Annotated in this window: 26 protein-coding genes; 21 read left to right on the forward strand and 5 right to left on the reverse strand. The window is 39.7% G+C overall.

Going from position 1 to position 25,001, the window contains the following annotated elements:
• Nucleotides 1-102 precede the first annotated feature (102 nt).
• Genes BIZ38_RS07555 through BIZ38_RS07565 form a run of 3 tightly spaced genes read left to right on the forward strand, consistent with a single transcriptional unit; the run spans nucleotide 103 to nucleotide 4,840 of the window.
• Entirely contained in the window at nucleotides 103-1,845 is a 1,743-nt protein-coding gene (locus tag BIZ38_RS07555) for an HAD-IIB family hydrolase (protein ID WP_187490008.1), read from the forward strand.
• Nucleotides 1,838-3,058 carry a hypothetical protein gene (locus tag BIZ38_RS07560; protein WP_054554565.1) on the forward strand — a complete coding sequence of 407 codons (1,221 nt, stop codon included), beginning with the start codon at nucleotides 1,838-1,840 and terminating at the stop codon, nucleotides 3,056-3,058. The genes BIZ38_RS07555 and BIZ38_RS07560 overlap by 8 nt, the downstream gene beginning before the upstream one ends.
• A gap of 12 nt (nucleotides 3,059-3,070) precedes the next feature.
• Nucleotides 3,071-4,840, forward strand: coding sequence for an alpha-amylase family glycosyl hydrolase (locus tag BIZ38_RS07565; RefSeq protein ID WP_187490009.1), 1,770 nt, complete (start codon nucleotides 3,071-3,073; stop codon nucleotides 4,838-4,840).
• A gap of 12 nt (nucleotides 4,841-4,852) precedes the next feature.
• Here the strand turns inward: BIZ38_RS07565 and BIZ38_RS07570 are convergent, their stop codons facing one another.
• Both BIZ38_RS07570 and BIZ38_RS07575 read right to left on the reverse strand, forming a co-directional pair.
• Nucleotides 4,853-5,896 carry an ABC transporter substrate-binding protein gene (locus tag BIZ38_RS07570; protein ID WP_187490010.1) on the reverse strand — a complete coding sequence of 348 codons (1,044 nt, stop codon included), beginning with the start codon at nucleotides 5,894-5,896 and terminating at the stop codon, nucleotides 4,853-4,855.
• 145 nt (nucleotides 5,897-6,041) lie between these two features.
• Complete coding sequence (locus BIZ38_RS07575) at nucleotides 6,042-8,888, reverse strand: TonB-dependent receptor domain-containing protein (RefSeq protein WP_187490011.1); 2,847 nt, start codon at nucleotides 8,886-8,888, stop codon at nucleotides 6,042-6,044.
• A 347-nt stretch (nucleotides 8,889-9,235) separates the two neighbouring features.
• On the opposite strand from BIZ38_RS07575, the gene BIZ38_RS07580 reads away from it, so the two are divergent.
• Nucleotides 9,236-9,619, forward strand: coding sequence for a cytochrome b562 (locus BIZ38_RS07580; RefSeq protein WP_138616481.1), 384 nt, complete (start codon nucleotides 9,236-9,238; stop codon nucleotides 9,617-9,619).
• Nucleotides 9,620-9,672: 53 nt separating this feature from the next.
• On the opposite strand, the gene ykgO is transcribed toward BIZ38_RS07580, so the two are convergent.
• Complete coding sequence (gene ykgO, locus BIZ38_RS07585; protein ID WP_187490012.1) at nucleotides 9,673-9,810, reverse strand: type B 50S ribosomal protein L36; 138 nt, start codon at nucleotides 9,808-9,810, stop codon at nucleotides 9,673-9,675.
• A gap of 18 nt (nucleotides 9,811-9,828) precedes the next feature.
• Nucleotides 9,829-10,080 carry a type B 50S ribosomal protein L31 gene (locus BIZ38_RS07590; RefSeq protein WP_054554560.1) on the reverse strand — a complete coding sequence of 84 codons (252 nt, stop codon included), beginning with the start codon at nucleotides 10,078-10,080 and terminating at the stop codon, nucleotides 9,829-9,831.
• A gap of 249 nt (nucleotides 10,081-10,329) precedes the next feature.
• Between BIZ38_RS07590 and BIZ38_RS07595 the strand changes: the two genes are divergently transcribed.
• From BIZ38_RS07595 to BIZ38_RS07625, 7 genes are all read left to right on the forward strand, one after another.
• The gene (locus BIZ38_RS07595; RefSeq protein ID WP_410445870.1) at nucleotides 10,330-10,554 is read left to right on the forward strand and encodes a hypothetical protein; all 225 of its coding nucleotides are present in this window, start codon (nucleotides 10,330-10,332) and stop codon (nucleotides 10,552-10,554) included.
• Between the two features lie 85 nt (nucleotides 10,555-10,639).
• Complete coding sequence (locus tag BIZ38_RS07600) at nucleotides 10,640-11,326, forward strand: response regulator transcription factor (protein WP_166340775.1); 687 nt, start codon at nucleotides 10,640-10,642, stop codon at nucleotides 11,324-11,326.
• Nucleotides 11,327-11,424: 98 nt separating this feature from the next.
• Nucleotides 11,425-12,660: a sensor histidine kinase gene (locus tag BIZ38_RS07605; protein WP_235377273.1), complete on the forward strand. Its 1,236-nt coding sequence runs from the start codon at nucleotides 11,425-11,427 to the stop codon at nucleotides 12,658-12,660.
• An 87-nt stretch (nucleotides 12,661-12,747) separates the two neighbouring features.
• Nucleotides 12,748-14,892: a TonB-dependent receptor gene (locus BIZ38_RS07610; RefSeq protein ID WP_166340777.1), complete on the forward strand. Its 2,145-nt coding sequence runs from the start codon at nucleotides 12,748-12,750 to the stop codon at nucleotides 14,890-14,892.
• Between the two features lie 108 nt (nucleotides 14,893-15,000).
• Complete coding sequence (locus BIZ38_RS07615) at nucleotides 15,001-15,297, forward strand: hypothetical protein (RefSeq protein ID WP_166340778.1); 297 nt, start codon at nucleotides 15,001-15,003, stop codon at nucleotides 15,295-15,297.
• A complete protein-coding gene (locus BIZ38_RS07620) occupies nucleotides 15,294-16,826 on the forward strand; it encodes a PepSY-associated TM helix domain-containing protein (protein ID WP_262387575.1) in 1,533 nt (510 codons plus the stop codon). The genes BIZ38_RS07615 and BIZ38_RS07620 overlap by 4 nt, the downstream gene beginning before the upstream one ends.
• Nucleotides 16,820-17,116 carry a DUF3325 domain-containing protein gene (locus tag BIZ38_RS07625; RefSeq protein ID WP_187490014.1) on the forward strand — a complete coding sequence of 99 codons (297 nt, stop codon included), beginning with the start codon at nucleotides 16,820-16,822 and terminating at the stop codon, nucleotides 17,114-17,116. The genes BIZ38_RS07620 and BIZ38_RS07625 overlap by 7 nt, the downstream gene beginning before the upstream one ends.
• Before the next feature lie 73 nt (nucleotides 17,117-17,189).
• On the opposite strand, the gene BIZ38_RS07630 is transcribed toward BIZ38_RS07625, so the two are convergent.
• Entirely contained in the window at nucleotides 17,190-17,843 is a 654-nt protein-coding gene (locus BIZ38_RS07630) for a DUF6058 family natural product biosynthesis protein (RefSeq protein WP_138616485.1), read from the reverse strand.
• 160 nt (nucleotides 17,844-18,003) lie between these two features.
• On the opposite strand from BIZ38_RS07630, the gene dapA reads away from it, so the two are divergent.
• From dapA to BIZ38_RS07680, 10 genes are all read left to right on the forward strand, one after another.
• Nucleotides 18,004-18,918, forward strand: a complete 915-nt coding sequence (gene dapA, locus BIZ38_RS07635) for a 4-hydroxy-tetrahydrodipicolinate synthase (RefSeq protein WP_187490015.1) — start codon at nucleotides 18,004-18,006, stop codon at nucleotides 18,916-18,918.
• Between the two features lie 105 nt (nucleotides 18,919-19,023).
• On the forward strand, nucleotides 19,024-19,734 hold the full coding sequence (locus BIZ38_RS07640; RefSeq protein WP_187490016.1) for a beta-ketoacyl synthase chain length factor: 711 nt from the start codon (nucleotides 19,024-19,026) through the stop codon (nucleotides 19,732-19,734).
• Nucleotides 19,724-20,509 (forward strand): lysophospholipid acyltransferase family protein, encoded by a 786-nt coding sequence (locus tag BIZ38_RS07645; protein ID WP_187490017.1) that lies wholly within the window; start codon nucleotides 19,724-19,726, stop codon nucleotides 20,507-20,509. Before BIZ38_RS07640 ends, BIZ38_RS07645 begins: the two co-directional genes overlap by 11 nt.
• A complete protein-coding gene (locus BIZ38_RS07650) occupies nucleotides 20,506-20,763 on the forward strand; it encodes a phosphopantetheine-binding protein (RefSeq protein WP_166340783.1) in 258 nt (85 codons plus the stop codon). Before BIZ38_RS07645 ends, BIZ38_RS07650 begins: the two co-directional genes overlap by 4 nt.
• A gap of 25 nt (nucleotides 20,764-20,788) precedes the next feature.
• The gene (locus BIZ38_RS07655) at nucleotides 20,789-21,034 is read left to right on the forward strand and encodes an acyl carrier protein (protein ID WP_054554554.1); all 246 of its coding nucleotides are present in this window, start codon (nucleotides 20,789-20,791) and stop codon (nucleotides 21,032-21,034) included.
• Between the two features lie 8 nt (nucleotides 21,035-21,042).
• Nucleotides 21,043-21,609, forward strand: a complete 567-nt coding sequence (locus BIZ38_RS07660; RefSeq protein ID WP_138599435.1) for a septation protein IspZ — start codon at nucleotides 21,043-21,045, stop codon at nucleotides 21,607-21,609.
• Nucleotides 21,596-22,954 carry an AMP-binding protein gene (locus BIZ38_RS07665; RefSeq protein WP_187490018.1) on the forward strand — a complete coding sequence of 453 codons (1,359 nt, stop codon included), beginning with the start codon at nucleotides 21,596-21,598 and terminating at the stop codon, nucleotides 22,952-22,954. The genes BIZ38_RS07660 and BIZ38_RS07665 overlap by 14 nt, the downstream gene beginning before the upstream one ends.
• Nucleotides 22,938-23,291, forward strand: coding sequence for a thioester dehydrase (locus BIZ38_RS07670; protein WP_119853021.1), 354 nt, complete (start codon nucleotides 22,938-22,940; stop codon nucleotides 23,289-23,291). Before BIZ38_RS07665 ends, BIZ38_RS07670 begins: the two co-directional genes overlap by 17 nt.
• Before the next feature lie 3 nt (nucleotides 23,292-23,294).
• The gene (locus tag BIZ38_RS07675) at nucleotides 23,295-24,032 is read left to right on the forward strand and encodes a glycosyltransferase family 2 protein (protein ID WP_187490019.1); all 738 of its coding nucleotides are present in this window, start codon (nucleotides 23,295-23,297) and stop codon (nucleotides 24,030-24,032) included.
• A complete protein-coding gene (locus tag BIZ38_RS07680) occupies nucleotides 24,032-25,000 on the forward strand; it encodes an acyltransferase (RefSeq protein WP_187490020.1) in 969 nt (322 codons plus the stop codon). Before BIZ38_RS07675 ends, BIZ38_RS07680 begins: the two co-directional genes overlap by 1 nt.
• The last annotated feature ends 1 nt before the right edge of the window (nucleotide 25,001 follow it).

The following is a 25,001-nucleotide window of genomic DNA, read 5'->3' on the forward strand; positions in this document are numbered from 1 at the left end:
GCATTTAATATGCGCTTTTTTTGTAACTAACTAAAATTTAAGGAATTATAAAACTGGTCTACTAACTGCATTTATCTCTATGTCATACTGGTAGGAGCGATTATGCAAGAGGCAAATGTTGTGGATATTACCCCGTTTTTAGCGAAGCATCAGTTACCACTCAAGTATCAATACTTAAGTGAGCAGTTTTTTATACCCCTCGCGCACGATATCTTAAGCGCAAAAATGACCGGCCAACCTATGCTGGTGGCGATTAACGGCTGCCAAGGCTCAGGTAAAACGACCCTCGCTGACTTCTTAGTGACTTGGGTTAATAGCAATACCGAATTTAATGGCGTGTCATTATCAATCGATGACTTTTATTTAAGTCGTGATGCACGCAACGAGCTTGCTAAAGATGTTCATCCTTTGTTTGCGAGTCGTGGTGTACCGGGTACGCATGATACGCAATTAATGGAGCAAACCTTATCAGCTTTGTTGGCTGGTAAAGTGGATGTGCCATTACCTCAATTTGATAAGCTAACTGATGATCCGGTGCCAAAAGAGCAGTGGCCTAGTAACCAAAAGCCGATTGATATCGTGTTTTTTGAAGGCTGGTGTGTAGCCAGTACGCCCCAACAGCCTTATCAACTGCAAACTCCGGTAAATGAATTAGAGCAACTAGAAGATGCTGACGGTATTTGGCGCCGCTGCGTAAATAGTTGCTTAGCGAATGAATATCAACATGTATTCGCAATGGCCGATTACACCATTATGTTAAAAGCGCCTTCATTTGAAGATGTGTATGCGTGGCGCTTGGAACAAGAGCATAAACTAATTGCCAAAAAAGGCCAGGGGCAGGGCACGTTTGACGAAGTGAGTTTAAAGCGTTTTATCTCTCATTTTGAACGTATTACGCGGGAAAACTTAGCCACGCTTGCGCACAGCGTTGATGCGTTATTATTGCTTGATACTGAGCGTGATATCACCAAGATGGAACTTCTCGCAGACCAGATTGCTCAACCAATTATTTTTACTGATTTAGACGGCACATTGCTCGATCACGACAGTTACGAATGTGAAGTGATCAAACCATTTTTGGCAAAGTTGAATGATACCGGTGTCAATGTGGTTTTTAATACCAGCAAAACCTTTGCTGAAGTTACTGATATTCAAAAAGGTTTGGATCATCACCAACCCTTTATTGTGGAAAATGGTGCGGCTGTTTATATCCCGAAAGACCATTTTAAAGTAAAGCCAATTGGCTGTGATGAATATAAAGGTTATTGGCGCTTTGCCATGACGCAAAGTACCGATAAATTGCATGACGACCTTAAACAATATGCCAGTCAATTTAGCCATTGTGTACGCTTATTTAGTCAATTTAGTGCACAAGAAATAGCCCAGTTAACAGGACTACCCGTCGATAAAAGTGAACTGGCTTTAAAGCGTCAATATTCAGATCCGGTTTGTTTCTCTGGCAGCAATGAAGAAAAGCAAGGTTTGATAGATGCAATGAGCCAAGCAGGCTACGAAGTGCTTGTTGGCGGCCGTTTTATCCATTTAACCAAAGGTAACAATAAAGGACTTGCACAAAAGTGGCTGTTAAATCAGTTCAAAAAAGCCTACCGCAATCCATTTACTGTGATAGCGCTTGGCGACAGTCAAAACGATGTAGCCATGCTAAAAGCGGCCGACACCGCTATTTTAATCAATAACCCTGGCAGCCAAGTACAATCACAAATATTACAAAAAGCATGGCAGCTCAGCGAAAAGCCCGCCCCTGCAGGTTGGGTTCAAGAAGTTTCTGCGTTAACTATCATCAAAGCGCGTTTTGCAGCAAAACAGGAGCAATCTCATGGCTGATTTTTATCAAAATGGCATTATCACGACCTTACACAATATTGCTGACCGCCCAGTAGAAGAACTAGAACAAGAGTTACTGAGCTTTTCAAAACAACGCCCAATGGGCCTAATTTTACCCTCGCTTTACAGTGAACTAGAGGGGCCCGCTTTGCAAAATATAATTGCAGAGCTGAAACATGTGCCTTATTTATCGCAAATTACCATTGGTCTAGATCGCGCTGATGAAAGCCAATACCGTCTTGCACTGCAGTTTTTTGCGGAGCTTGATCAGCCTCATAAGGTACTTTGGAATGATGGCCCGCGTTTACAAGCGCTAGATAAAGAACTACAAAAATTGGGCGTTGCGCCACGAGAGCTAGGTAAGGGCCGTAATGTTTGGTATTGCATGGGTTATAAGCTGGCAACCTCAAAAGTAGAGTCAATTGCACTGCATGACTGTGATATTTTGACTTACGACAGAGCGCTATTAGCACGTTTAATTTACCCCGTTGCTCACCCTCGTTTTAACTATGAATTTTGTAAAGGGTTTTACCCGCGCACCGCTGAGGGCAAAATTAATGGTCGCGTGTCACGATTGCTGGTAACGCCGTTATTGCGTTCATTTAAAACCATTTTAGGCAGCAACGATTACTTAGAATATATGGATTCGTTTCGTTACCCGCTAGCGGGTGAGTTTTCATTCCGCCGTGATGTACTCAACGATATTCGTATTCCAAGTGACTGGGGCTTAGAAATTGGCGTGTTATCAGAGATGTATCGCAATTACTCGCATAACCGTTTATGTCAGGTCGATATTGCTGATAACTATGATCATAAACACCAAGATTTATCGCTAGAAAACCAAGCGGCGGGCTTGTCGAAAATGTCGATTGATATCACCAAAGCTTTATTCAGAAAGCTCGCTACCCAAGGCGTTACCTTTACGACAGAAACGATTCGTTCATTAAAGGCAACCTATTACCGAATTGCACTCGATTTTATTGAAACCTATCACAACGATGCGTTAATGAATGGCTTAACACTTGATATTCACCACGAAGAAAAAGCCGTTGAAATGTTTGCTCAAAATATTATGAATGCGGGTCAGCACTTTTTAGAAAACCCAATGGAAGCACCCTTTGTGCCGAGTTGGAACCGAGTAGCTTCGGCAATGCCGGAGGTGTTTGCTCGTTTAGAAGAAGCCGTAGAGCTTGATAACAAAGAATATATTTAACGGGGAAGGCACGTGACTTTAGAGCTTTTGCAACAAAGGGTTATTCAGCATTTAACCTGCATCTACAGCGAGGTTGAGCTATCAACAACGCTTGAACAACTCGCAGACAGACTAATTAGTACCATGTTAGGTGATGATCCTGTTCGAGACCCAACGCCGCATAAAAACCGTTGGGATGAGCAAGATATGATTTTAATCGCCTACGGTGATTCGATTATTCGTCATGCTAATACGGATGAAGCCGTTGCCAAGCCCGAAGAGCCACCTTTGCATACCTTACATCGCTTTGTAAAAAACCAATGTTTACCTGAACTTAATGCACTGCACATCTTGCCGTTTTACCCATACAGCTCAGATGAAGGCTTCGCGGTAATGAATTATGTGCAAGTGAATGAAGCGTTAGGTAGTTGGCAACATATCCGCGATATTTCAGCGGATGTTAGGTTGATGGCAGATTTGGTGATCAACCATTGCTCTAGCCGCAGCGTTTGGTTTGAAAACTTTATTCAGGGCAAAGTGCCGGGAAAAGGGTATTTTAAAACGGCAAGCCCAAGTGACGACCTTGTACAAGTTGTACGCCCGCGAACATCGCCACTTTTACAAGCGGTAGAAACTAAAGATGGTTTGCAGCATGTGTGGTGTACCTTTAGTCACGACCAAGTTGATTTTGATTTTGCTAACCCAGATGTGCTTAATGAATTTGTCAGCATTATTCGTCATTATTTAGATAACGGTGTGCGTATATTTCGCCTTGATGCGGTGGCTTTTTTATGGAAAAAACTCAATACCCGCTGCATTAACTTACCTGAAACTCACGAAGTGATCAGGCTGCTTCGCACCCTTATTGAGCATTTTGAGCCTAATGTGATTATTATCACTGAAACTAATATCCCGAACCGCGAAAACCTATCGTACTTTGGTAATGCCAACGAAGCGCACTGTATTTACAACTTTTCACTGCCACCGCTGTTATTACACACTTTACTCAGTGGTGACAGCACCGCATTAAAGCACTGGATGATGAGTATGCCACCTCCTCAAGAAGGGACGGCATACTTTAACTTTATAGCTTCACACGATGGTATTGGCTTGCGCCCCGTTGAAGGCTTGTTGGAGCAAAGTGAAATTGCCGAAATGGTGAATACGACTGCGAAATATGGCGGTAAAGTCTCATTACGTACCGCCCCAGATGGCACTAATACCCCTTATGAGTTAAATATTGCCTTATTTGATGCATTGCAAGGTACCCATAAAGGCCCAGATAAATGGGGTGTTACACGATTTTTATGTGCGCATGCCATTATGTTTGCGCTTGAAGGTATACCAGGTTTGTATATTCATAGCTTACTCGGTACTACCAATGATTATGAACGCTTTGAAAACAGCCAACATAACCGAGCGATTAATCGTCACCGCTGGCAAGAGTCAGATTTACTAGCAAAGTTAAGTAACGAAAATGCCCATCATCGTACTGTGTTTAAAGCGATGAAAAACCTAATGGCTATTCGAAAGGCGCAAAGTGCATTTCACCCTAATGCGACGCAATATACGTTACATTTAAGCGAAGGGCTCTTTGGTTTTTGGCGACAAAGCATCAATCGTTCGCAAAGTATGTTTTGTGTTTATAACATTAGTGACGAGCAACAAACGCTTACGCTTGCCGACTTAAATTTGATTGGTACCGAGCAATGGCGAGATTTAATTAGCGGTGAGCAAATTACCGAGCAGACAAAAACAATGTCGCTAACGCCATATCAAGCTGTATGGCTCAGTAATAAGTAATGTAAACGCCCTTTACAGTGCGCTTTTGGTTGCTTCTAACAGAAGTGATTCAACACTGAAGGGAAGGGGATTTTCATTTGCTTTACTGAAAACGCGAAAGTTAATTGCTAAGTTATCACTGTGAATTTGTTCAACAAGCTTGAGTGTTTGTTCGTTATGTTGGCTGAAAATTGCCACTTCATGATGCATAGGTGCGGTTTCGTGTTTATTCAATAAATCATAAATATTTACCAAAGCAAACGCCCCCAACGTAACATGGCCGCCGATAGTGACGTCTATCTTCTCTGCTACGGCTCTGAGCGGCCAATTTATTGCTCCAACTAATACATCTTTGCGTTTGTTTAACTCATCAAGCGCAGTAATTGCTCCTAATGCCATAGCATCGTTGGCAGCCCAGACAATATTCATGTTTGATTGATGGCTAAAGTAGCCAAGACTATGGCGATACGCTTGTGTTGCTGACCAGTTGGCAACCGTTTTTGCGGTGATATTAGCATTCTCATGCGTTTGAACACTTTGATTTAAACCTTCTTCTCTATCAAGTGCTGCATGGGTGGTGTAATCACCATTTATAGCGAGAAAATTGGCCGCGTACTGAGCTTTTTCAATCAGTTTATCTGCGAGTAATTGCCCTGCTTGTTTGTTGTCGGGTTCCACACTACCTGCGATTTTAATGCCATGATCAATCAAACGTTTTAGTTCTAATTCTGATGGGCGGTTAAGTAGAAAATAAATAGGTGTAGAGGTGCTATTTAAGCTTAAAAGTTGTTGGGTTAGCACGCTTTTTTCGTCAACTAAAATCAGCATATCAGGCTTTGCTTTAATCGCCTTAGCTACTAATGACTTCATATCAATATGATTTCGATTGGCATAATGAATCGTTAAATCGAGATCAAAGTCTTTGGCAGCATCACGCATCAACTGCGACACTTCAAACCAAAATGGGCCTGTGACATTCGTATTTTCATAGCCAGGGTTTATAAAAATAATACTTTGTTTGGCAAAAACACTTGGTAAGTAAAATAGGCAAATAATGAAAAATACTGTTCTTAGCATAATCTGATTAGGTTAAAAGGTTGGTATGGTTAAGTATAGCGCGAATCGTTTGCTTTAAAGTAAATGATTGGAGTAGGCTTTGAGGGCTCATACAAAAAAGGGCTGCACGAATGTACAGCCCCAAGAGAATCAAATCTATTAACGATTAGAAATCGTAAGATAGTCTTAAGTAGCCAAAACGACCGATGTTGTCGTAACTTGCACTACCAGAACCTGTACCTCTTGTACCGAATGGAAGCTCTCTGTTGAAGATGTTATCAACACCAACTTTAACACCAAAGCCGCTTTCGAAGTTATAACCTACTGTCGCATCAGAAATAACATAGCTACCAAACTTCATTAAGCTATTTGGATTTGGGTTATCTTCTAGCTCTTGGTCTGTATAAAGGCTTACTTCATCTAGGTAACGTGTATCAAACGTTGCAAAGAAACCATCACGCTTGTAAGAGATAGTTAAGTTAGCTTGCCATTTTGCCTCACCCGTTGTACCAGCATATTCGATGTAATCTTCAGGTTGGTCTTGGAATGGGAAGTCTTTGCGTTCAATAAGGTATGTACCAATTAAACGTGTTGAGAAGTCGCCATCTAGCGCGTCAAAGTCATATCCTAGCTCAAAATCAACACCCGATGCTTCTTGACCAGAAACGTTTAATACCGAGTTTTGAATTAAGGTAATTTCACTTGATGTGCTATCACGTGTAATTAGATTACAGTATTGGTTATTGATACCGCCTTCAGCGTCAACACAACGATCAAGAATTTCTTGAGAAGCAATCGTCGAGATAGCATCTTCTAGTTCAATTTTCCAGTAGTCAATTGTAACAACTGAGTTTTCTAAAAATGACGGCTGATAAACCAAACCAATTGTTGTACTTGTTGACTCTTCACCCTTAACGTCTCGGTTACCACTAACTAGACCTTCAAGTGTTTGCGAATCGTAATCTGATTCAAAACCTACTGGAACACCTAATGCTGCACAGTTAGCACGGCGAACTTCTGAGTTTTGTAAATCATCTAGATTATCAGCTAAACAAGGGTCATCAACGTTATAGAATGTTTGGCTAGGTGCACCGAAGATTTCTCCAATGTTTGGAGCACGTAGGGCTTCAGATTGTGTTGCACGAACACGTAATTGATCGTTAACAGTCCAATCTAAACCTACCTTCCAGCTTGTTGCATCGCCGATTGTGCTGTAGTCAGCATAACGTACCGCTGTATCTAGTACTAGGTCTTGCACAAGAGGCAAGTCAGCTAATAGTGGGATTGATGCTTCAAAGTAAATCTCGTTTACATCAAAATCACCTTTATCTTCGCCAAGCGCGTTAAAGAACGTACCAACTGCATTATCTGGCTCTTTAGTTTCACTTTCTTCTTTACGGTATTCAACACCGGCAGCAAAACCAATATAACCTGCTGGTAGTTCATAAATCGCTGAGTTTGCAAGTGATGCTGTGACTACTGTTTGAGTAATCTCAGAAGTACCTGTCGATACTGTGTTAATGTAATTAATTGCTTCTTGGCTTGGTGCGCCAAAGCCCATAATGTTTACCGGTACACAACCTTCAGCGCGTGCTTCTTCACTACGACAAACAACATTTCCTTCATCATCTTCAACAGCGTCAAGAGCATTGTAGTAGTTTGCCATGATCATGTTGGCGCCATTTATACGCTCTAATTCAGTTTGACCATGCACAATTGATGCATCTAATTCCCAGTCATTGAATACAGTGCCTCTTAAACCAGCAACAAAACGGGTTGTTTCACGCGTATTGTTTTCGATACGACGACCTAAATCTGTCATCATACGGTTAACCATGATTGAGCTAACACCTTCTTCTTCCATTACTGCTTTTACAGTTGGATCTAGGTAAGCGTTATCAATTTTGATGCTGTTATTAGGGTTAAAGAAGAAAAATGCCGGTTGACCAATACTTTCACCTTCGCTGTTAACATATTTTGCTTCGAAATACGCATTCATGTCTTCAGCAACATCATAGTTAACTTTAAAGTTTACGTTGTAACGCTCAAATTCTGGTTGAATTTCATTGAACTGTGCAAGGTTAAATGAGTCACAGTCAGCACATGCTAGGCCATCTACTCGGTCACCTATATAAATATCACGAAGGCTGCCATCAGGGTTGAATGAGTTAACATAGCCATTGCTTGTTGCAAAAACACCAGCGTTATTAATCGCATAATAGCCTGCATTTGGTGTGTAGATTTTATCAGGGAAGTTTGGATCGTCTTTGTTTTCTTCGTTTTGAGCTGGGTTACGCAAGCTAAAGAAAGAGCCATCAGTCCACGGGTGATCAAGCGCATTTAATGTATTTTGGCCTGAATACTCAACAGCAAAGGCAACATTACCACGGTCATTATCGAAGTTTGTACCATATGAAAACGTTGCTTTTTCATTTTTATAGTCACTTAATTCAGAGGCTCCTTTGGTAACACTAACACTTAAGCCTTCGATATTCTTTTTAAGAATGAAGTTAACTACACCTGTTACAGCGTCGGCACCGTATACAGCTGATGCACCACCTGTGATGATCTCAACACGCTCAACCCAAACACTTGGAATAGTATTGGTATCAACTGATTGAGAGCCTGCTGAGCTAGAAACATGGCGCTTACCATTAACTAGTACTAATGTACGATCAGTACCCATGTTACGTAAATCAAGAATGTTAAGACCGGCAGTACCGATAAAACGACCTGAGTTTGATAATGAGTAAGTATTACCAAGGGCCGGTAACTTATTTAGTGCCTCACCGATATTTACTGCGCCGGTGTTAACTAAGTCTTCACCACTGATAACAGTTACTGGAGCGGGGGCAATAGCACCTTCACGTAAAATACGTGAACCTGTTACCTCGATACGGTCGATAGATTTTGCGCCTTCTTCTTCAGCAGCTAAAGATTGGCTAGAAATGGCGAGGGCCGATGAGCATAGAGCAAGCTTAATGCTAGCACCTAAATAATTATTTTTTATCATTGTTTCACCTGTTACTTTATTGTTTTATCCCTGAATGGGTGTGTTAACGGTAGTTAATAAATGTTAACAATGAAGACTTTATCATTGTTCCTGTTTTATGCAAATAAAAACTTCGTAGCATTTTGTAGTTTAAATAAACTTATTTATTACAATGACTTATAATATAGTGTGGTTTTTTGTTCATGTTGGTGCTATTTATAATTAGTTAATGATCAATGATAATTGTTATCAATTGATGCATTTTATTTTATAGTAATATTGTAGTTTAAATTGGGTTTTGTTTTTGAATTATGCCAGTGGCATGTTTCGGTTTATAATGATCGCATGGTTTTTTGCATGAGTATTTTATGAGATTAATTCTTGTTATTTTTTTGTTTTTTTCGAGTGTGAGTGTAGCCTCTGATATTGATCTTGAGGCCAATATGAAAAATATGGGGCTTGCTTATAAAAACTCCGTACGGGCTACTGATTTAGCTACCTTTAATGCCGCTATTGATGAGTTTATTGTGTTGTTAGAGACAGCTAAAACAGCTGATTTTAAACAGCATAAAACAGCGTCTCTAGAAGGGCTTGATAAAGTCATAAATCAAGCAAAGCAAGCGAAGCAACTTGCAACGACTCGTGGCCTTGAAGCTGCAAAAGCGCCGCTTAAATCTATTGATGAGTTACGTAAAAAATACCATGAGCTCCATGAGCCGCCAGGCTTTTGGGAGTTGTTATTTGGCAACTAAGCTATTGAGTTAGATTTACTTTAATTTAAAAAAAAGGTGCCGAGGCACCTTTTTTAACGCTTTCTCTTTTTACCTTGAACTGCTTTAAAACGCGGGTTGTCTTTATTAATAACATAGACACGACCTTTACGTTTTACGATTTGGCAGCCCGGGCGGTTCTTAGCGCTTTTTAATGAACTTAATACTTTCATGTTCTTTCCTTAAAGCAACTATTTGCTCGCTAAGTTTTTAAAACGACGATTAAACGCTGCAACACGGCCATCGCTCGCAACGGCTTTTTGTTTACCGGTATAGAACGGGTGCGAATCGCTTGATACGTCAATTGGTACATAAGGATAAGTTTTGCCTTTAAGTTCGATCGTACGTGTAGTTTTGATTGTCGAACCAATAATAAAGTAGCTGTCTGCCGCTGTATCATGAAAAGCGACTTGCTGGTAATCAGGGTGGATATTTGGCTTCATAATGCACCTTTTTGTTATGTGATAATGTAGCGATTATAGGGTGGTTGACTATTTAGATCAAGATAAAAATGATTCTTATTTATATCACATTGTCTTAAATTTGTACAAGCTGAACAATCAATAAGCAGTTAGATTTAAAAAGCTGGATATTGTCGATAAGGCTGTTATAACTAGGTATGCGTGCTTATTTTTAAGAGGGATATGGAAGTGAATGATAAAACTAGCCGTGAAGAACTAGATCAAAATGTAATGAACACGCTTCGCGATAAAGACCATTCTGTTTTAGCTAATCATGTAGACACCTTGTCGTGTACTCACAACGATATTATTGAATTATTGGCCCAGTATTTAGCGTTAAGTGAACAAGATGATGATGAGCGTTTCGATACCTGGTTTGATAATCTAAGTAAAGAGCAACACACTGTCGTAAAAACTTTTGAAGTGTATCGAGGTCAGTACGAGCATTTAGATTAATCGTAAGTAACGTTTCCTTTATTGCCTTTTATAGGGGCAGACTTTATCATTGTAAATACAATTAATTCTTATTTGTTTTTACCTTGTGGCTGAAATTAACGTTTTACTGATAGAAGATGACACTACACTGAGTAGTTATTTAAAAGATTTATTAACAAAATCAGGTTATTGTGTTGAACAATGTTTTGATGGTGAGGTTGGTTTACAACTTGCGTTAAAGCAGCAGCATCATTTGGTATTGTTAGATAAAATGCTACCAAAATTAGATGGTGTTAGCTTGCTTAAGTTGCTGAGAAAATCATCTCAAGTACCGGTAATCATGGTGTCAGCAAAAGGTGCAGAAGAAGAACGAATAGTCGGTTTAAGTCATGGTGCCGACGATTACGTGGCTAAACCTTTTAACACTAAAGAGTTATTATTGCGTATTGAAAGCCTGCTCAGGCGAAGTCAAAGTAATACGCAGATTACAAATCAGTTTGAAATTACAGTCGATGGCTTGTATTTAAATGCAGCAACGCAATCGATTCAAGTAAATTCACAATCTATTGAGTTTACACCCATTCAATTTAAGTTACTTTGGGAGCTTGTTGCTAACAAAAACAAAGTAATTTGCAAATCATCGTTATATGAATCAGTTTTGAATAAAAAGTACGGCGCTTATGATCGAAGCCTTGATATGCATCTAAGTCGTGTAAGAAGAAAGTTGACCCTTGCAAATTGGAATGGTGAACGTTTACAAACGGTTCATGGCAAAGGTTATTGTTTCAAATGAAAAGGCGTTTGTTATGGAAGCTATGCTTAATCTTAGCCACAGGACTAGTGTCTTTTTTTTATCTGATCCATATTTTCACCCTAAAAACTGAAGAGAGTATGAGTTTTATTGCCGAGCAAGATCGTGCTCAATTAAAAGCATGGGCGGCTAAAGCTGAGTCTTTCTATGATGCTGGAGAATTACAAGAATTAGAGTCCTGGCTTAAGAAACTTAAAGAGCAAGAGCATACTTATGTCGCAATCGCTGGATTTAAGGCTTTGCATATAGCGGGAGATGAAATAGATAAACATATAGTGGGGGCTTATCATTTTGGAAGAAGTATCGAATGGAAAATACATTTGTATTTTGCTGAAAACCCCGTTATGGAGCTTCCCTTTTCGAATGGGGAGATGAGTTTCTTAATAAAACTGCCTGAACGTATGCGTCCTGGGAGCCATTGGACAACAACAAAGTTTGCCTTACAAATTCTTGTACCTATGCTGGTTTTGGCTATTTTGTCATTCACAATTTATTTTCACATCATTACACCTTTACAAAAACTTAAAAGAGCTACAACTGAATTTAGTCGAGGAAATTTTTCAGTACGCGTCGCTGAACATTTAGGTCGTCGTAATGATGAGCTGGCTGATTTGGCTAAAACCTTTGATAAAATGGCTATCAGAATAGGTGAATTGATCAATGCTCAAAGACAGCTAATAGGTGATTTATCTCATGAGTTACGAACGCCGCTTACTCGGTTAGACATTACAGTTTCTAATTTTGAACTAGAGAATGCAGAGGTATATTTAAAGCGAATAAATCGAGAGTCAAAGCACATTCGTAAACTAGTTGAAGATAGCTTAACACTGGCTTGGCTTGATAATGAAAAGCCAATTCTTCAACAAGAAAGTGTGGATTTAGTTGATTTACTAGATGTACTTCTAGATGATGCCCGATATGAATTCCCAGAACATAATATTATTTTTACTTCTGAAGACAGTGCATTGGTTTACAACACCTGTCACAGAGCACTTGCTCCTGCGATAGAGAATATTATCCGCAATGCGTTACGTTACACACCAATTGGCAAAACGGTTAGTGTTACATTAATAAATGAAAGTAACTATTTTTTAATAAGTGTATGCGATCAAGGCCCAGGTATTCCATCACAGTATTTAGAAAAGGTATTTGAACCATTCTTTAGAGTTGACCAAGCGCGAATCGCTGAAGGTGATAGTTTTGGCTTAGGGCTTGCTTTAGCAAAACGTCATTTAGAGAGTGTCAGAGCATCTGTCAAATTACAGAACAATGCAAAGTTAGGTCTGACTGCAGTGATAATGATTCCTATTTACTAAATGTAACAATTGTAAAATTGCTACTTTTATCCTTTCTAAATAGTAATAATTCTAATTAACTTCTAATTGTTAACTAGAGAATCACTCATGCAAACCAAAATAAGTAACCAGCATCGATTTAAATTAAATACTTTAACCGCAATCATTTTGTCTACAGCTTCGACCTTTTACGCTAATGCAGAAGACTTAGAAAAAGTAGATGGCGAAAAGAAGATAGAAAAAATTACCGTAGTGGGTGCAACAACAAATTCTGCAATTACACCCGAAGAGCTTGAAAGTTATCAGGCAAATGATTTAGAAGATATTTTTCGACACACCCCTTCAGTTACCGTTGGTGGTTCATTAGGAATCGCGCAAAAAATATTTGTACGTGGCATTGAAGATTCAATGTTAAATGTCACTGTAGATGGTGCCCCGCAGACAAGTACATTATTTCACCATATAGGTCGTGTGGCTATTGAACCTGAATTGTTGCGTAGTGTTGAAGTACAAGCTGGGGCTGGTGAAGCAACTGCGGGAAGTGGTGCAGTTGGCGGTGCAATTCGTTTCAAAACAAAATCAGCAGATGATCTGCTTAGTGAAAGCGAGCAGTTCGGCGGTATACTTAAAGCTAGTTACTTCTCGAATGAAGGTCACAAAGAAAGCATCTCTTTATTTGGCCGCGTGACTGAGTCTGTCAATGTTCTGGCATCGTATGTAAATGTTAGTCGTGAAGATATGGAAGACGGTGATGGAGAAGAAATTCCTGGAACCGGGGCAGATCAAACTTTAGGATTTGTTAAGGTCAACGCTGAACTAACTGAAAACCAAACATTAACAGTTAGTTATGAGAGAAGAAAAGAAGAAGGTGAGTTTGGAAAACAAACTAACTGGGCACCTTTAGAGACAGATCCTTTGTTTGATTCTTGGGGCGAGCGTGAAACATTTGTTATCAATCATGCATGGTACCGTAGTGATTTAATTAATCTTGAGACCACGTTATATCAAACTGAATCATCATTTAAACGAGAACTTTACACATGGGATGCATCAATTAAAACGACAGGTTTTGATTTTCGCAACATCTCAGACTTAGGCTCACACTCAATAACTTATGGTATAGAGCAAAAGGTGGATGAAGTTGACTCTCAATCATATGAAGACTTTGGTGGGATTTTTGATGAAGAAGGCACTGTAACAGGACTTTATTTACAAGATCATTGGCAGCTCACAGATGCTTTATTACTCAGCCTAGGTGTACGCTATGATGCTTATGAACTTGACCACAAAGGTGAAGAGGCTAACTGGATTAAAGTTGATGGTGTTTGGGTCGTTGAAACTGACACAAATGGCAACCCTATTACCTCATCAAGTGAATACTCTACAGATAAGCAAGATGGTTTTAGTGGTAACCTAGGCTTCACCTATCAGTTTAATGAAAGCATTAAACTGACGGCGGGTTATGCGCAAGCACTCAGAGGTCGTCAAGTCGCAGATGCATTTACTGTGGGTGAATTAACTCCTAACCCAGCTCTGGAGCCGGAAGAGGTTGAAAATGCCGAGGTTGGTTTAGAATATAATGATGGAACTTGGTTATTTGAAGCGTCTGTATATCAAAGTACTATCAATGATGTGGTATTCGATAAATTTAAAGGTCGGGAAGGTGTTTTTTATGAAAACATTGGCGATCTTGAAACACAAGGTGTTGAGCTTGTAGCAGGTTATCAAGCGGATAACTTTGATATTATCATTAGTTTTAACCATAACGACGTTGAGCTTAATAATACTCAATTTGTATGGCCCGATACAAATACGGACTCAGGGTACAGTGTAGTTGAGTTGGATGGTATTGAACTTGCGGCGTATGAGTATGGCGGTTTAGGTAATGCGGTTGGTGACTCAATTAATGTTAACTTTAATTATCAAATTAGTGATGATTTAAAATTTGGCATTAACTATCAGAACGTTGCAAGCTTAAATAATATTGAAGTTTTTCATCGCTCGATGGAACTTGGTTGGGTTAGTGAGTTAGAAACGATCAATAAACCTGGCTATGATCTGGTTGATGCTTATGTGAGTTATGAGCCGTTTGAAAGTTTGCGATTAGATATATCTATTCAAAACTTATTCGATGAATCTTATCGTAGTCATGGTAGTGTCGCTGATTACGGCCACATCCCAGGATACGAAAGCGTGGTGGGCATAAAAGAACAAGGCCGCGATATACGTTTAAGTGCTTCATATCGTTTCTAAATTAATTTCTTGATATTTACATATTGAAGTTATTTAGTTCACATAGCTGCACTGTGTTTTTCTAGTACAGTGCAGTACCTCATTTCATTTATTTTTAAAATACCGTCAATGAAAAAAATATCTGATCACACACTTGCTATGCAGGTCATCTTTCGCGTGCTTCTATCGTTAGTTGGAGGCTACTACCTATCTTATTTATTTGCCGTGTTTGTTGCGGATGTTGTACTCGATGGTCGAGTGGATGATATTGCGGCAGGTATGATGCTGAGTTTTATCGTCTATACCATTGCTGTAATTGTTGTTTTTTCTGTAAAAACCTCATTAAAAGCAGCTCTTTTCATTATGCTGTCTTGTGGAACCTTTTTAAGCATAAACTTGTTTTTTCAAGGTGGAGGTAACACATGAAAGGACGATTTAGGCAATCAATGAATTGGTTGCACACTTGGGCAGGCTTCTCATTTGCGTGGTTACTTTATTTTATTTTCGTTACCGGAAGTTTGGGTTATTTTGAAAATGAAATAGATCGCTGGATGAAACCTGAACTTGCAATTACCAATCAAGATATCGCTGATGAAATTGTATTGAACATTGCTGAAAAAGAATTACATCAACATGCCAAAGAAGCATCACAATGGTACATCAGCTACCCAAGTTCACGCGATCCGTATATTGAAATTTCATGGTTACAACTGGCAGATCCTAACTTAAATATTCCGAGGCAATGGCACGAAAAGAATATTGATCTCCTAAATAGTGAAATACGAGAAGTTCGAAATACAAGTGGAGGCGAAACATTATATCGCTTGCATTATAATTTGCATTACATGCCGTTAGTCGCAGGCTATATATTAACTAGTGTCGGTACTATGTTGATGTTAATAGCACTTGTTACGGGTGTAATTATTCATAAAAAAATATTTCTAGAGTTTTTCACTTTTAGAAGTAACAAAGGTTTACGTTCTTGGCTTGATATTCACAATGTTTTTAGCGTCTTGCCTTTGCCTTTTCATTTGATGATAACTTACAGTGGCTTAGTTTTGTTAATGAGTGTTTCTATGGCGCCTGTTATTGAAAGTACCTTTGGTGAAGGAAGAGCAAAGCATCGAGAATTTTATGATTTAGCACAACTAGAATTAACTGATACTCAACGTATCGACTTTGCATCTCAAACTTTATCATTAAGCGCCGTCTTAGCCGATGCCAAAACACGTTTTGGAAATAAAAACATTAGCTATTTGGGAATAACAAATAGAGATACAGCGTCACCAACTTATGAAGTTTGGTTTGAAGCAGGCAAGGGTATCGAGTATGCCTCACTAGTTACGTACAGTTTAAGTGAAAGGTATATTGAAATGACCCTTCAGCAAGGAAAAGCAGGCGCTGCAGCAAAAGTATATGATATTCTTGAACATTTACATGAAGGGTTATTTGCAGGGCCTTATTTACGCTGGTTGTATTTTATTTCCGGCTTATTTGGTGCTGGAATGGTCGCTTCAGGTGCCATTATTTGGTTAAAGAAAAAGCAATCTAAGGATACGGATACCCTTCCTTTACTGTCGCGATTAAATGCAGGTTTTATAGTCGGGTTGCCAGTTGGTGTGGCATGCTATTTTATAAGCAACCGCTTACTCCCAGTAGGCTTTGTTGATCGTGCTGAATGGGAAATGCATAGCTTGTTTATCGCTTTAGCGAGCTGTTTATTATTCAGTCTGTTTTACAAAAGGGCGAGTTTATGGCCAAAACTTTTGTATGTCGCCGCATTCTCTTACATGCTTATTCCGCTAATAAATGCATTAACAACCGATCATAATCTTTTGGTTAGTTTCTTCAATCAAGATTGGCTGATGTTAGGGTTTGATATCTCAATGTTAGTTACAGCAGTATTACTTCTTATATCAGCTATTACTGTGGGTAGAAAGGAGCAGGTATGTTAATTTTGTTAGAGTTTATTTTGGTAACTTTAGGTATTGTTTATTTAAGCTTTACAATCACAAAAAACTATACTCTCGTTTTTTTTAAAAGGCGGCCAAATAGAATTACTCGTTATTTAGTGGCTGCATTTGGTGCGGGGTTTATGCTTGCTGCAATCATTTTTGCTTTATTTATTTGGGGAACCGCACTTGGGTTTGTGTATTGGTTTGCAACCATAACATTTAGCGCTAGCTTGTGTGTGTTAGCGCTAAGTTTTAAACCAAAAGTACTGCGACATTTCTTATTAAGTTAATGATCAATCTTAAATTATACCTAGAGCAGCTGGTCATTAGTTGCTCTATCAACCATCAGTAATTTAAAATTAACTATTTTACAGACAAGTCGTACTTTGCCACTACGTCATCAATATAACGATGGCGTAAGGTATTTTTACCTTCGTTGCCCGTACCATGGCTTAACGCGCGATTTATTAGTTTTAGTGCCTTATGCAAGCTTTGACGTTCATCCATGTTTAAACCTGTTTTAGTGCGCATTTCAGTAATATCATCAATCAATAACTTGGCCACATCTAGCTGAACGGCTTCTTCAACTAAGCCATTTTGTGTGAGCACACCGTATTTACTGCATAAAAACTGTTGCCAAACTTGCTGTAAGTGCTCGTCAATTTCACTGCCAAATAATTCTTCATTGATAGCAAAGCCTTGCTCGGCAAGCTTACTAAGTTGATTCGAATATTGCTGAGCAAAATAATTAAACGCTTGGCAGGATGAGGTTATGTCATGTTTGATAATTAATTGCCCCCAACTAGCGGCGCCACGAGGGTAATAGTCTTGATATTCTTCGCATTGATAAATGCCCGAATACGAACTGCATTCTAATTGACTCTGCAAACAGTAACTCGGTTTTGGAAATAAACTACTTTGTTGCCATGCCGATAGCGTTTCCTCATCAATTGATAGGGTATGGCACAGCTCTTCGGTAGTATAAAAGTAGGTTGCCAAAAATTTAGAAAGTTGCATTATCAAATACTCACAATAAATACTGTTAATTTATACAGTGCTTGATTTTGGCTTAACTTTGATTTTTTCTCAAGTATTTTTATTTATTGCAGCTCATTACTCGGAAAATGCCTGTGTTTATGATACAACTAGCGCAAATTTTCCAAACATTAAAAAAGTTATGCGCAACCTAGAAACAATTAAACAAGCAAGTTTGATCACCGCTATAAAAACACCGTATTTAACTAATGGTGACATTGATCTTGCATGTTATGACGACCTTGTTGAGCAGCAAATTGCAGCTGGTGTTGATGGCATCATCGTCGGTGGTACTACAGGTGAAGGCCAATTAATGAATTGGGAAGAACACTTAATGCTAATTGCACACAGTGTTAGTAAATTCTCTGATCGTTTATTAATTGTTGGTAATACAGGTAGCAACAACACGCGTGAAGCGATTAAAGCAACCCAGTATGGTTTTGCCACCGGTATGGATGCCGCGCTACAAATCAACCCTTATTACGGGCGCACGTCACTGGCGGGTGTGAAAGAGCACTTTAACCGTTTACTTGATATTGGTCCTGCGTTTATCTACAACGTAGCAGGTCGTACAGGCCAAGATTTAACACCAGATATCATTGAGCCACTCGCTAAGCACGAAAACTTTATCGGTGTAAAAGAGTGCGGTGGCAATGAGCGTATTGCTCATTATGAACAGCAAGGTATTGCTTGTTGGTCTGGTAATGACGATGAAGCACATGATGCACGGCACATTCATAATGCTCACGGTGTTATTTCGGTTACATCTAACATTATTCCAGGCTTATTCCGTCAGTTAATGGATGAGCAAAATGATGCACTTAATGCAAAACTGCAGCCACTTATGGGCTGGCTATTCTGCGAACCTAACCCAATCGCGATTAATACGGCGCTGATGATGACAGGCGCGGTAAATCCTGTGTTCCGTCTTCCTTATGTGCCACTAACAAGTGCTCAGCAAGAAATCGGTTTAGGTTACATTAACGAACTTGATGTTGCTGATATAGTAGGCGAAAAAGCTCAACTTTTAGACGAAAAAGACGTTATTTTACGATAAAGATGAATGGGTGCTTAATTTCACTACAATTAAGCACCATTATTTTACTTTTTTATACCTTATGGGTAAAATTAGCAATCGTTTGGCGCTAAAAGAATAATATTTGTGAAATTTGTTGTTAATAATTTGTGTGTATGGGTTGCGCCCGAGCAACAAATTGCAGAATTAAGCCATCTTGATCACCCTGACCTTGATTTAAGCTGGGTTGCACCAATGCAGCGCCGCCGTCTAAGCCCGTTTATGAAAATGGCACTTCATACTATGCATCAAGCGCAAGGTGAGCATCAGCAGTTAGCCGTTAATTTTTCATCTCGTCATGGCGACTTACCTAAAACAGCGCAACTATTGCATTCACTTGTTGAACAAGAACCGCTTTCTCCGACCGCATTTGGTTTGAGTGTACATAATGCTGCAACAGGCTTGTTCTCGATTATTGCAAAAAACAAAGCCCCGATGAATGCCATAGCAGGTGGTCAAGACAGCATTATTTCAGCCATGATTGATGGTTTTGCACGTGTCCAGAGTGGTGTTGAGCAGCAAATTTTAATTGCCCATGCCGAAAGTGTATTACCTGATGAATACTTACCATTTAGCGATGAGCAACAAATTGCTCATAGTGTGTCGTTCATATTATCCAAAGTTCAGGTAGACAAACCGTATTTTGAATTAACACAACTTCCTGAATCTGAACACTCTCAAAGTGACTCGTGTTTACCCTTGAGTCTACAGTTAGCAGCTGCTTTAGCAAGCAAAGGATCACAATCGCTGCTGACACATCAACAATCAGCTTGGATGCTACAGTACCATGGTGGCTAATTTATATAAAAAGCTGAACAAAATTTGGCGTGTATTAGCAACTGGTTTTTGCTTTGCTGTTTTTGGGTTTGGCGGTATTTTACTTACCTTGTTGATTTTACCTATTCAACGATTTTTGGAACCTTGTGAATTTAAACGTAAGCAGAAAGCCCGTTTAACTGTTCACTATAGTTTTAAATTCTTTGTTGCTTTAATGCATTACACCGGTGCTATCCATTTTTCTGTGCAAGATAAACAGAAATTTCATGATCTTAAGGGGCAGCTAGTGCTTGCCAATCACCCCTCATTAATTGATGTTGTAGTGCTGATATCTGTGATTAAAAATGCTGATTGCGTGGTCAAAGCACACTTATTTAAAAATCCATTTATGCGCGGCGTAATTAAAGGCACAGGTTATATTAGTAATGAAGATCCACAAGAGTTACTGAATGAATGTGAAGCGTCACTCGCTGCTGGAAATAATCTGATTATCTTTCCTGAAGGCACCCGCACAACCCCAGGTGAACAGTTAAAATTTAAGCGTGGCGCTGCGAATATTGCTGCGCGTTGTAAAGCCCCTATAACCTCAGTGCTGATTAGTATGAAACCCAGTACTTTGACCAAAGGCACACCATGGTATTGCGTTGCCGCAACAAAAGCGCATTTTGAGATGCGCTTTGCCACTGACCGATTTACGTTTAACGATACATTTAATAATGAACAACCCGCTATGCAAGCACGACAATTAACCCGTGATTTGCAACATTACTTTTCAGAGGAACTCAGGCACCTATGACTGAACTAAAGAACCAAATAAAACAATTAATCATTAGCAGCTTAGATCTTGAAGATATTACCGTGGATGATATTGAAAATGACCAGCCTCTATTTGTTGATGGTTTAGGCCTAGATAGCATCGATGCGTTAGAGCTTGGCTTAGCCATTAAAAAAGAGTTTAACGTTAAAATTGACGCAAACTCAGAACAAACAAAAGCCCATTTTGCATCAGTAGATGCACTGGCAGAATTTATTAACCAACACCAATCATAATACAGACTTAGAAGTAGGAATAAGCATGAAAACCGCTGCTGACATTTACAACGTTTTACAGGGCATTTTAGTAGATGAATTTGAGATTGATGCTGATGATATCAGCCTAGATGCGCACCTGTATCAAGACCTAGATCTTGATAGCATTGATGCTGTTGATTTAGTTGTAAAACTACGCGAAATCACTGGCAAGAAAATTGAGCCAGATGCATTTAAACAAGTGCGTACTGTGCAAGATGTTGTAAATGAAGTAGAAAAACTCGTTTCATAAACATTACTATGCTCAAAGCGATAACCACAACACTGCTTTTAGTGTGCTTATCTTTATACCCATTTATTGTGTATTTTGGATTACAGCATATCTCAATAAGGCAAGTGAGCTTGGTACTGATGGTATTGTTAGGTCTAAGGCTTTTGCTGAGCAAAAAGCTGCTCACATCTATGCCATGGATAAAGCCAGCCTCTATTTTGGCTATTATCGCTTTAGCAACAACGCAGTTTTTTAACAATGATCTGGGCTTGAAACTTTACCCGGTCATTATAAATACAGTAATGGCCATAACCTTTGCTTATTCGCTGAAAAGTGGCCCAACAGTCATTGAGAGTTTTGCTCGAATTAAAGAGCCTGAGCTTGATGAAAAAGGGGTTAATTACACGCGCCAAGTTACTAAAGTATGGTGCGCGTTTTTTATTATTAATGGCAGTATTGCGTTATACACTAGCCTATTTACTTCGTTACAGACATGGACACTGTACAACGGACTAGTAGCCTATATTTTGATAGCTCTCTTGGGCCTTGTGGAATGGCTTGTTAGACAAAAGGTTAAAAATAATGGTATCGAGTAACCTGAAATTTCACCCAGATGCTGCATTTATTATTGCAGGGCAGCCAATAACACACACACAGTTTTTTGCTGATATTGCCGCTTATCAAAGTAAGCTTACGGCGCTTAAAGCTGGCAGTCATGTGGTATTATTCCACCCCGATACCTACCTATTTGCAGTTCGCTTATTTGCCTTAGCCTGTAGTGGTCATAATGTTATTCTTCCGCCTAATGGTCAGCACGAAACCTTAAGTTTATTGCTTGCTCAGTCTGCTTTTTTTGCAGGCGATGCGACCAATATCGATGATGATGTGCTATTTACCAACCTTGAACTCAGTCTGGGTCACACGCCTTTGCAAACTAACCGTTTACAATGGCCAACAAACACAGCGGTTATATTTTATACGTCAGGCTCATCAGGACAATCTAAACCGATAGTAAAACCGTGGCGGGTATTAAATCGAGAGCTTGCAGTACTTTCAATGTCATTTGACTTACCCAGCCAATTTACGTTTTTAGCAACTGTTTCGCATCAGCATATTTACGGTTTATTGTTTCGCTTACTTTGGCCGTTGGCGAAAGGCCATATAATTGATAGTGAACAAATTCAGTATCCTGAACATATTGCGCAAAGGCTAAAAAATATTCGTTATGCAGCGCTCGTTTCAAGCCCTGCGCAACTTGGTCGTTTATGCGCTGATAATGTGTTAATTCCTGAGCGCGACAAAATTAAATGGTTATTTTCCTCTGGCGGACCACTCAATAATGAGCATGCCGAAACTTTATTTAACCAGTTAGCTCGCCCAGCTACCCAAGTATTTGGTAGTACCGAAACCGGCGGTATTGCTTATCGACAAGTTACACAAGCCGCGGTTGATGTACCATGGCAGCCGTTTAATGGTAATTTTTTATCGCTGAATCATGAAGGACGCTTGATGCTAGATTCTGCGATTTTAGAGCAATCAAATTTCCCTTTAGACGATAGAGCACTCGTTCATAAAAATGGTCAATTTAAACTGTTGGGCCGTATAGACAGAACGATAAAAATTGAAGAAAAACGTTTGAATCTAGATGAGCTTGAGAGTTATCTGCAAAGCCATGACTGGGTAAAAGAAGTTAAAGTGGTGGTTATTCCAGCTAAGCGCGTGCAAATTGGTGCGGTGGTTGTACTCAGTGATGAAGCTAATAAAGAGCTTGAACAGCAGGGTAAACTGGCAATTAACCGCACATTACAAGCGCACCTCTCAAACCGCTTTGAACGTATTTGCTTACCACGCAAATGGCGCTATATCGATGCACTTCCTTTTAACAGTCAAGCTAAATTAAGTTTAAAAACATTGGAGCAGTATTTTGCCAAGTCTGAATAACGTGACCCCAGAGGTGGCCGTTTTATCACAAACAGAAACTAGCGTGAGTTTAGCGTTAACCATTGCGGCTGATTTAGATTATTTTCGCGGCCACTTTCCAGATGCACCAATTTTAGCAGGCGTAGTACAGCTGGATTGGGCAGTAAAATATGCTCAGCAATATTTGGGTTTTGGCAAATTAGTACAAGATTTAGAAGTGTTAAAGTTTCAGGTGGTAACAACCCCCGATATGACGGTAAACCTAACTCTTGAGCGCAATGCAAAAGGCAAGTGCCTGTTTAGCTATCACTCAGACAAAGGCCAACATGCATCCGGTCGAATAGTATTTTGTGATTAAGCCATGAACCAGTTTTGCATTGTTATTCCTAATTACAATCACACTCATGCTATCGCTGCAGTACTCGATGAGCTAAAAGAGCTACAGCTGCCGATAATCATGGTTGATGATGGCAGTGACGCTGATGCCAAGCAAGTATTTGCAGAGCTTGACGCGCAGTACGATTTTTTAACCTTGATAAGCCACGTTCAAAATCAAGGTAAGGGTGGGGCAGTTCAAACTGGCTTGCTGGCTGCCTACCAGCAAGGGTTTAGCCATGCCATTCAGGTTGATGCTGACGGCCAGCATTCGTTAGCAGATATTAGTAAGTTGATTGAACTCAGCAATGCATCACCTAACAAGGTGATCAGTGGTTGTCCAATTTATGATAGCTCCGTGCCTAAGCACCGTTATTTAAGTCGTTACATCACTCATTTTTGGGTTTGGGTAGAAACACTCAGCTTTGATATTGTTGATTCAATGTGTGGTTTTCGGGTTTATCCCTTAACAGCCGTTGAGCAATTAATGGCTAAGCAAACGCTTGGCAAGCGCATGGACTTTGATATTGAAATTTTAGTCAGGCTTTATTGGCAAGGTGTTAAAGTCACGTTTTTGCCAACCCAGGTTATTTACCCTGAAAATGGCGTATCTCATTTTCGAGCTTTACACGATAACGTGGGAATTTCGTGGCTGCATACGCGTTTATTCTTTGGTATGTTGCTACGCTCTCCCAAGCTACTTTGGCGTAAGGTGGCTGGCTAATGGCTGTAAAGCACTGGTCAAAAATGCAAGAACGTGGCAATCGCTTTGGCATGCAAATATTGCTCGTGTGCTATCGCGTATTTGGTCGTAAAGGCTTGTGGTTGGTGTTGTTTCCGGTGGTGTTTTATTTGTTTTTAACAGGCAAAACTGCCCGTCAAGCGTCACATGCATTCTTAACCCAAGCGCGTAAAGTGAATGGCAATAACAAAGCGGTTACTTGGCGCGATAGCTTTCGTCATTTTCGCTGCTTTGCTGACAGCGCCTTTGACAAAATAGATGCATGGCTTGGACGAATTCAGCAACATAATATTCTTTACACCAACGAAGCGCTGTTTAAACAACTCGATGAGCAACAGCAAGGGGCTATTTTTATTGGCTCACACCTTGGCAATTTAGAGGTGTGTAGAGCCCTTAGCCAACACCGAAACAGTAAAACGATCAATGTATTGGTGTTTACGCATCATGCTGTTGAATTTAATAAATTACTGAAAAGTATCAATCCGGATGTTGCAGTAAACCTCATTCAAGTAACCGATCTTGGCCCAGATATGGCAATTATGCTCAAAGAAAAAGTAGAGCAGGGTGAAATTGTGGTGATTGTCGGTGATAGAACCAGTACCACCACCGCAGGAAGAGTTATTGAAGCGGACTTTTTAGGTAAGCCAGCCCCTTTTTCACAAGGGCCATTTATTTTAGCTGCGCTGTTAGATTGCCCGGTGTTTCATCTGTTTTGTTTAAAAGATAAAAAGCAAAATGGCGAGACATGTTACCGCGTGATTTTTGAAAAATACGCCGACAAACTCGTTTTACCGCGTAAAACGAGGCAACAAACATTACAACAAATTGTTAGCGATTATGCGCAAAGGCTCAGTTTTTATGCTGCGGCCTATCCGTATCAATGGTTTAATTTTTATGATTTTTGGCAAAATGACGAGCAAGTGTCTCGTAGTCAAAACAAGGAGAACTAAG

The sequence above is a fragment of the Pseudoalteromonas sp. BZK2 genome, from assembly GCF_014349195.1.
Classification (GTDB): domain Bacteria; phylum Pseudomonadota; class Gammaproteobacteria; order Enterobacterales; family Alteromonadaceae; genus Pseudoalteromonas; species Pseudoalteromonas simplex.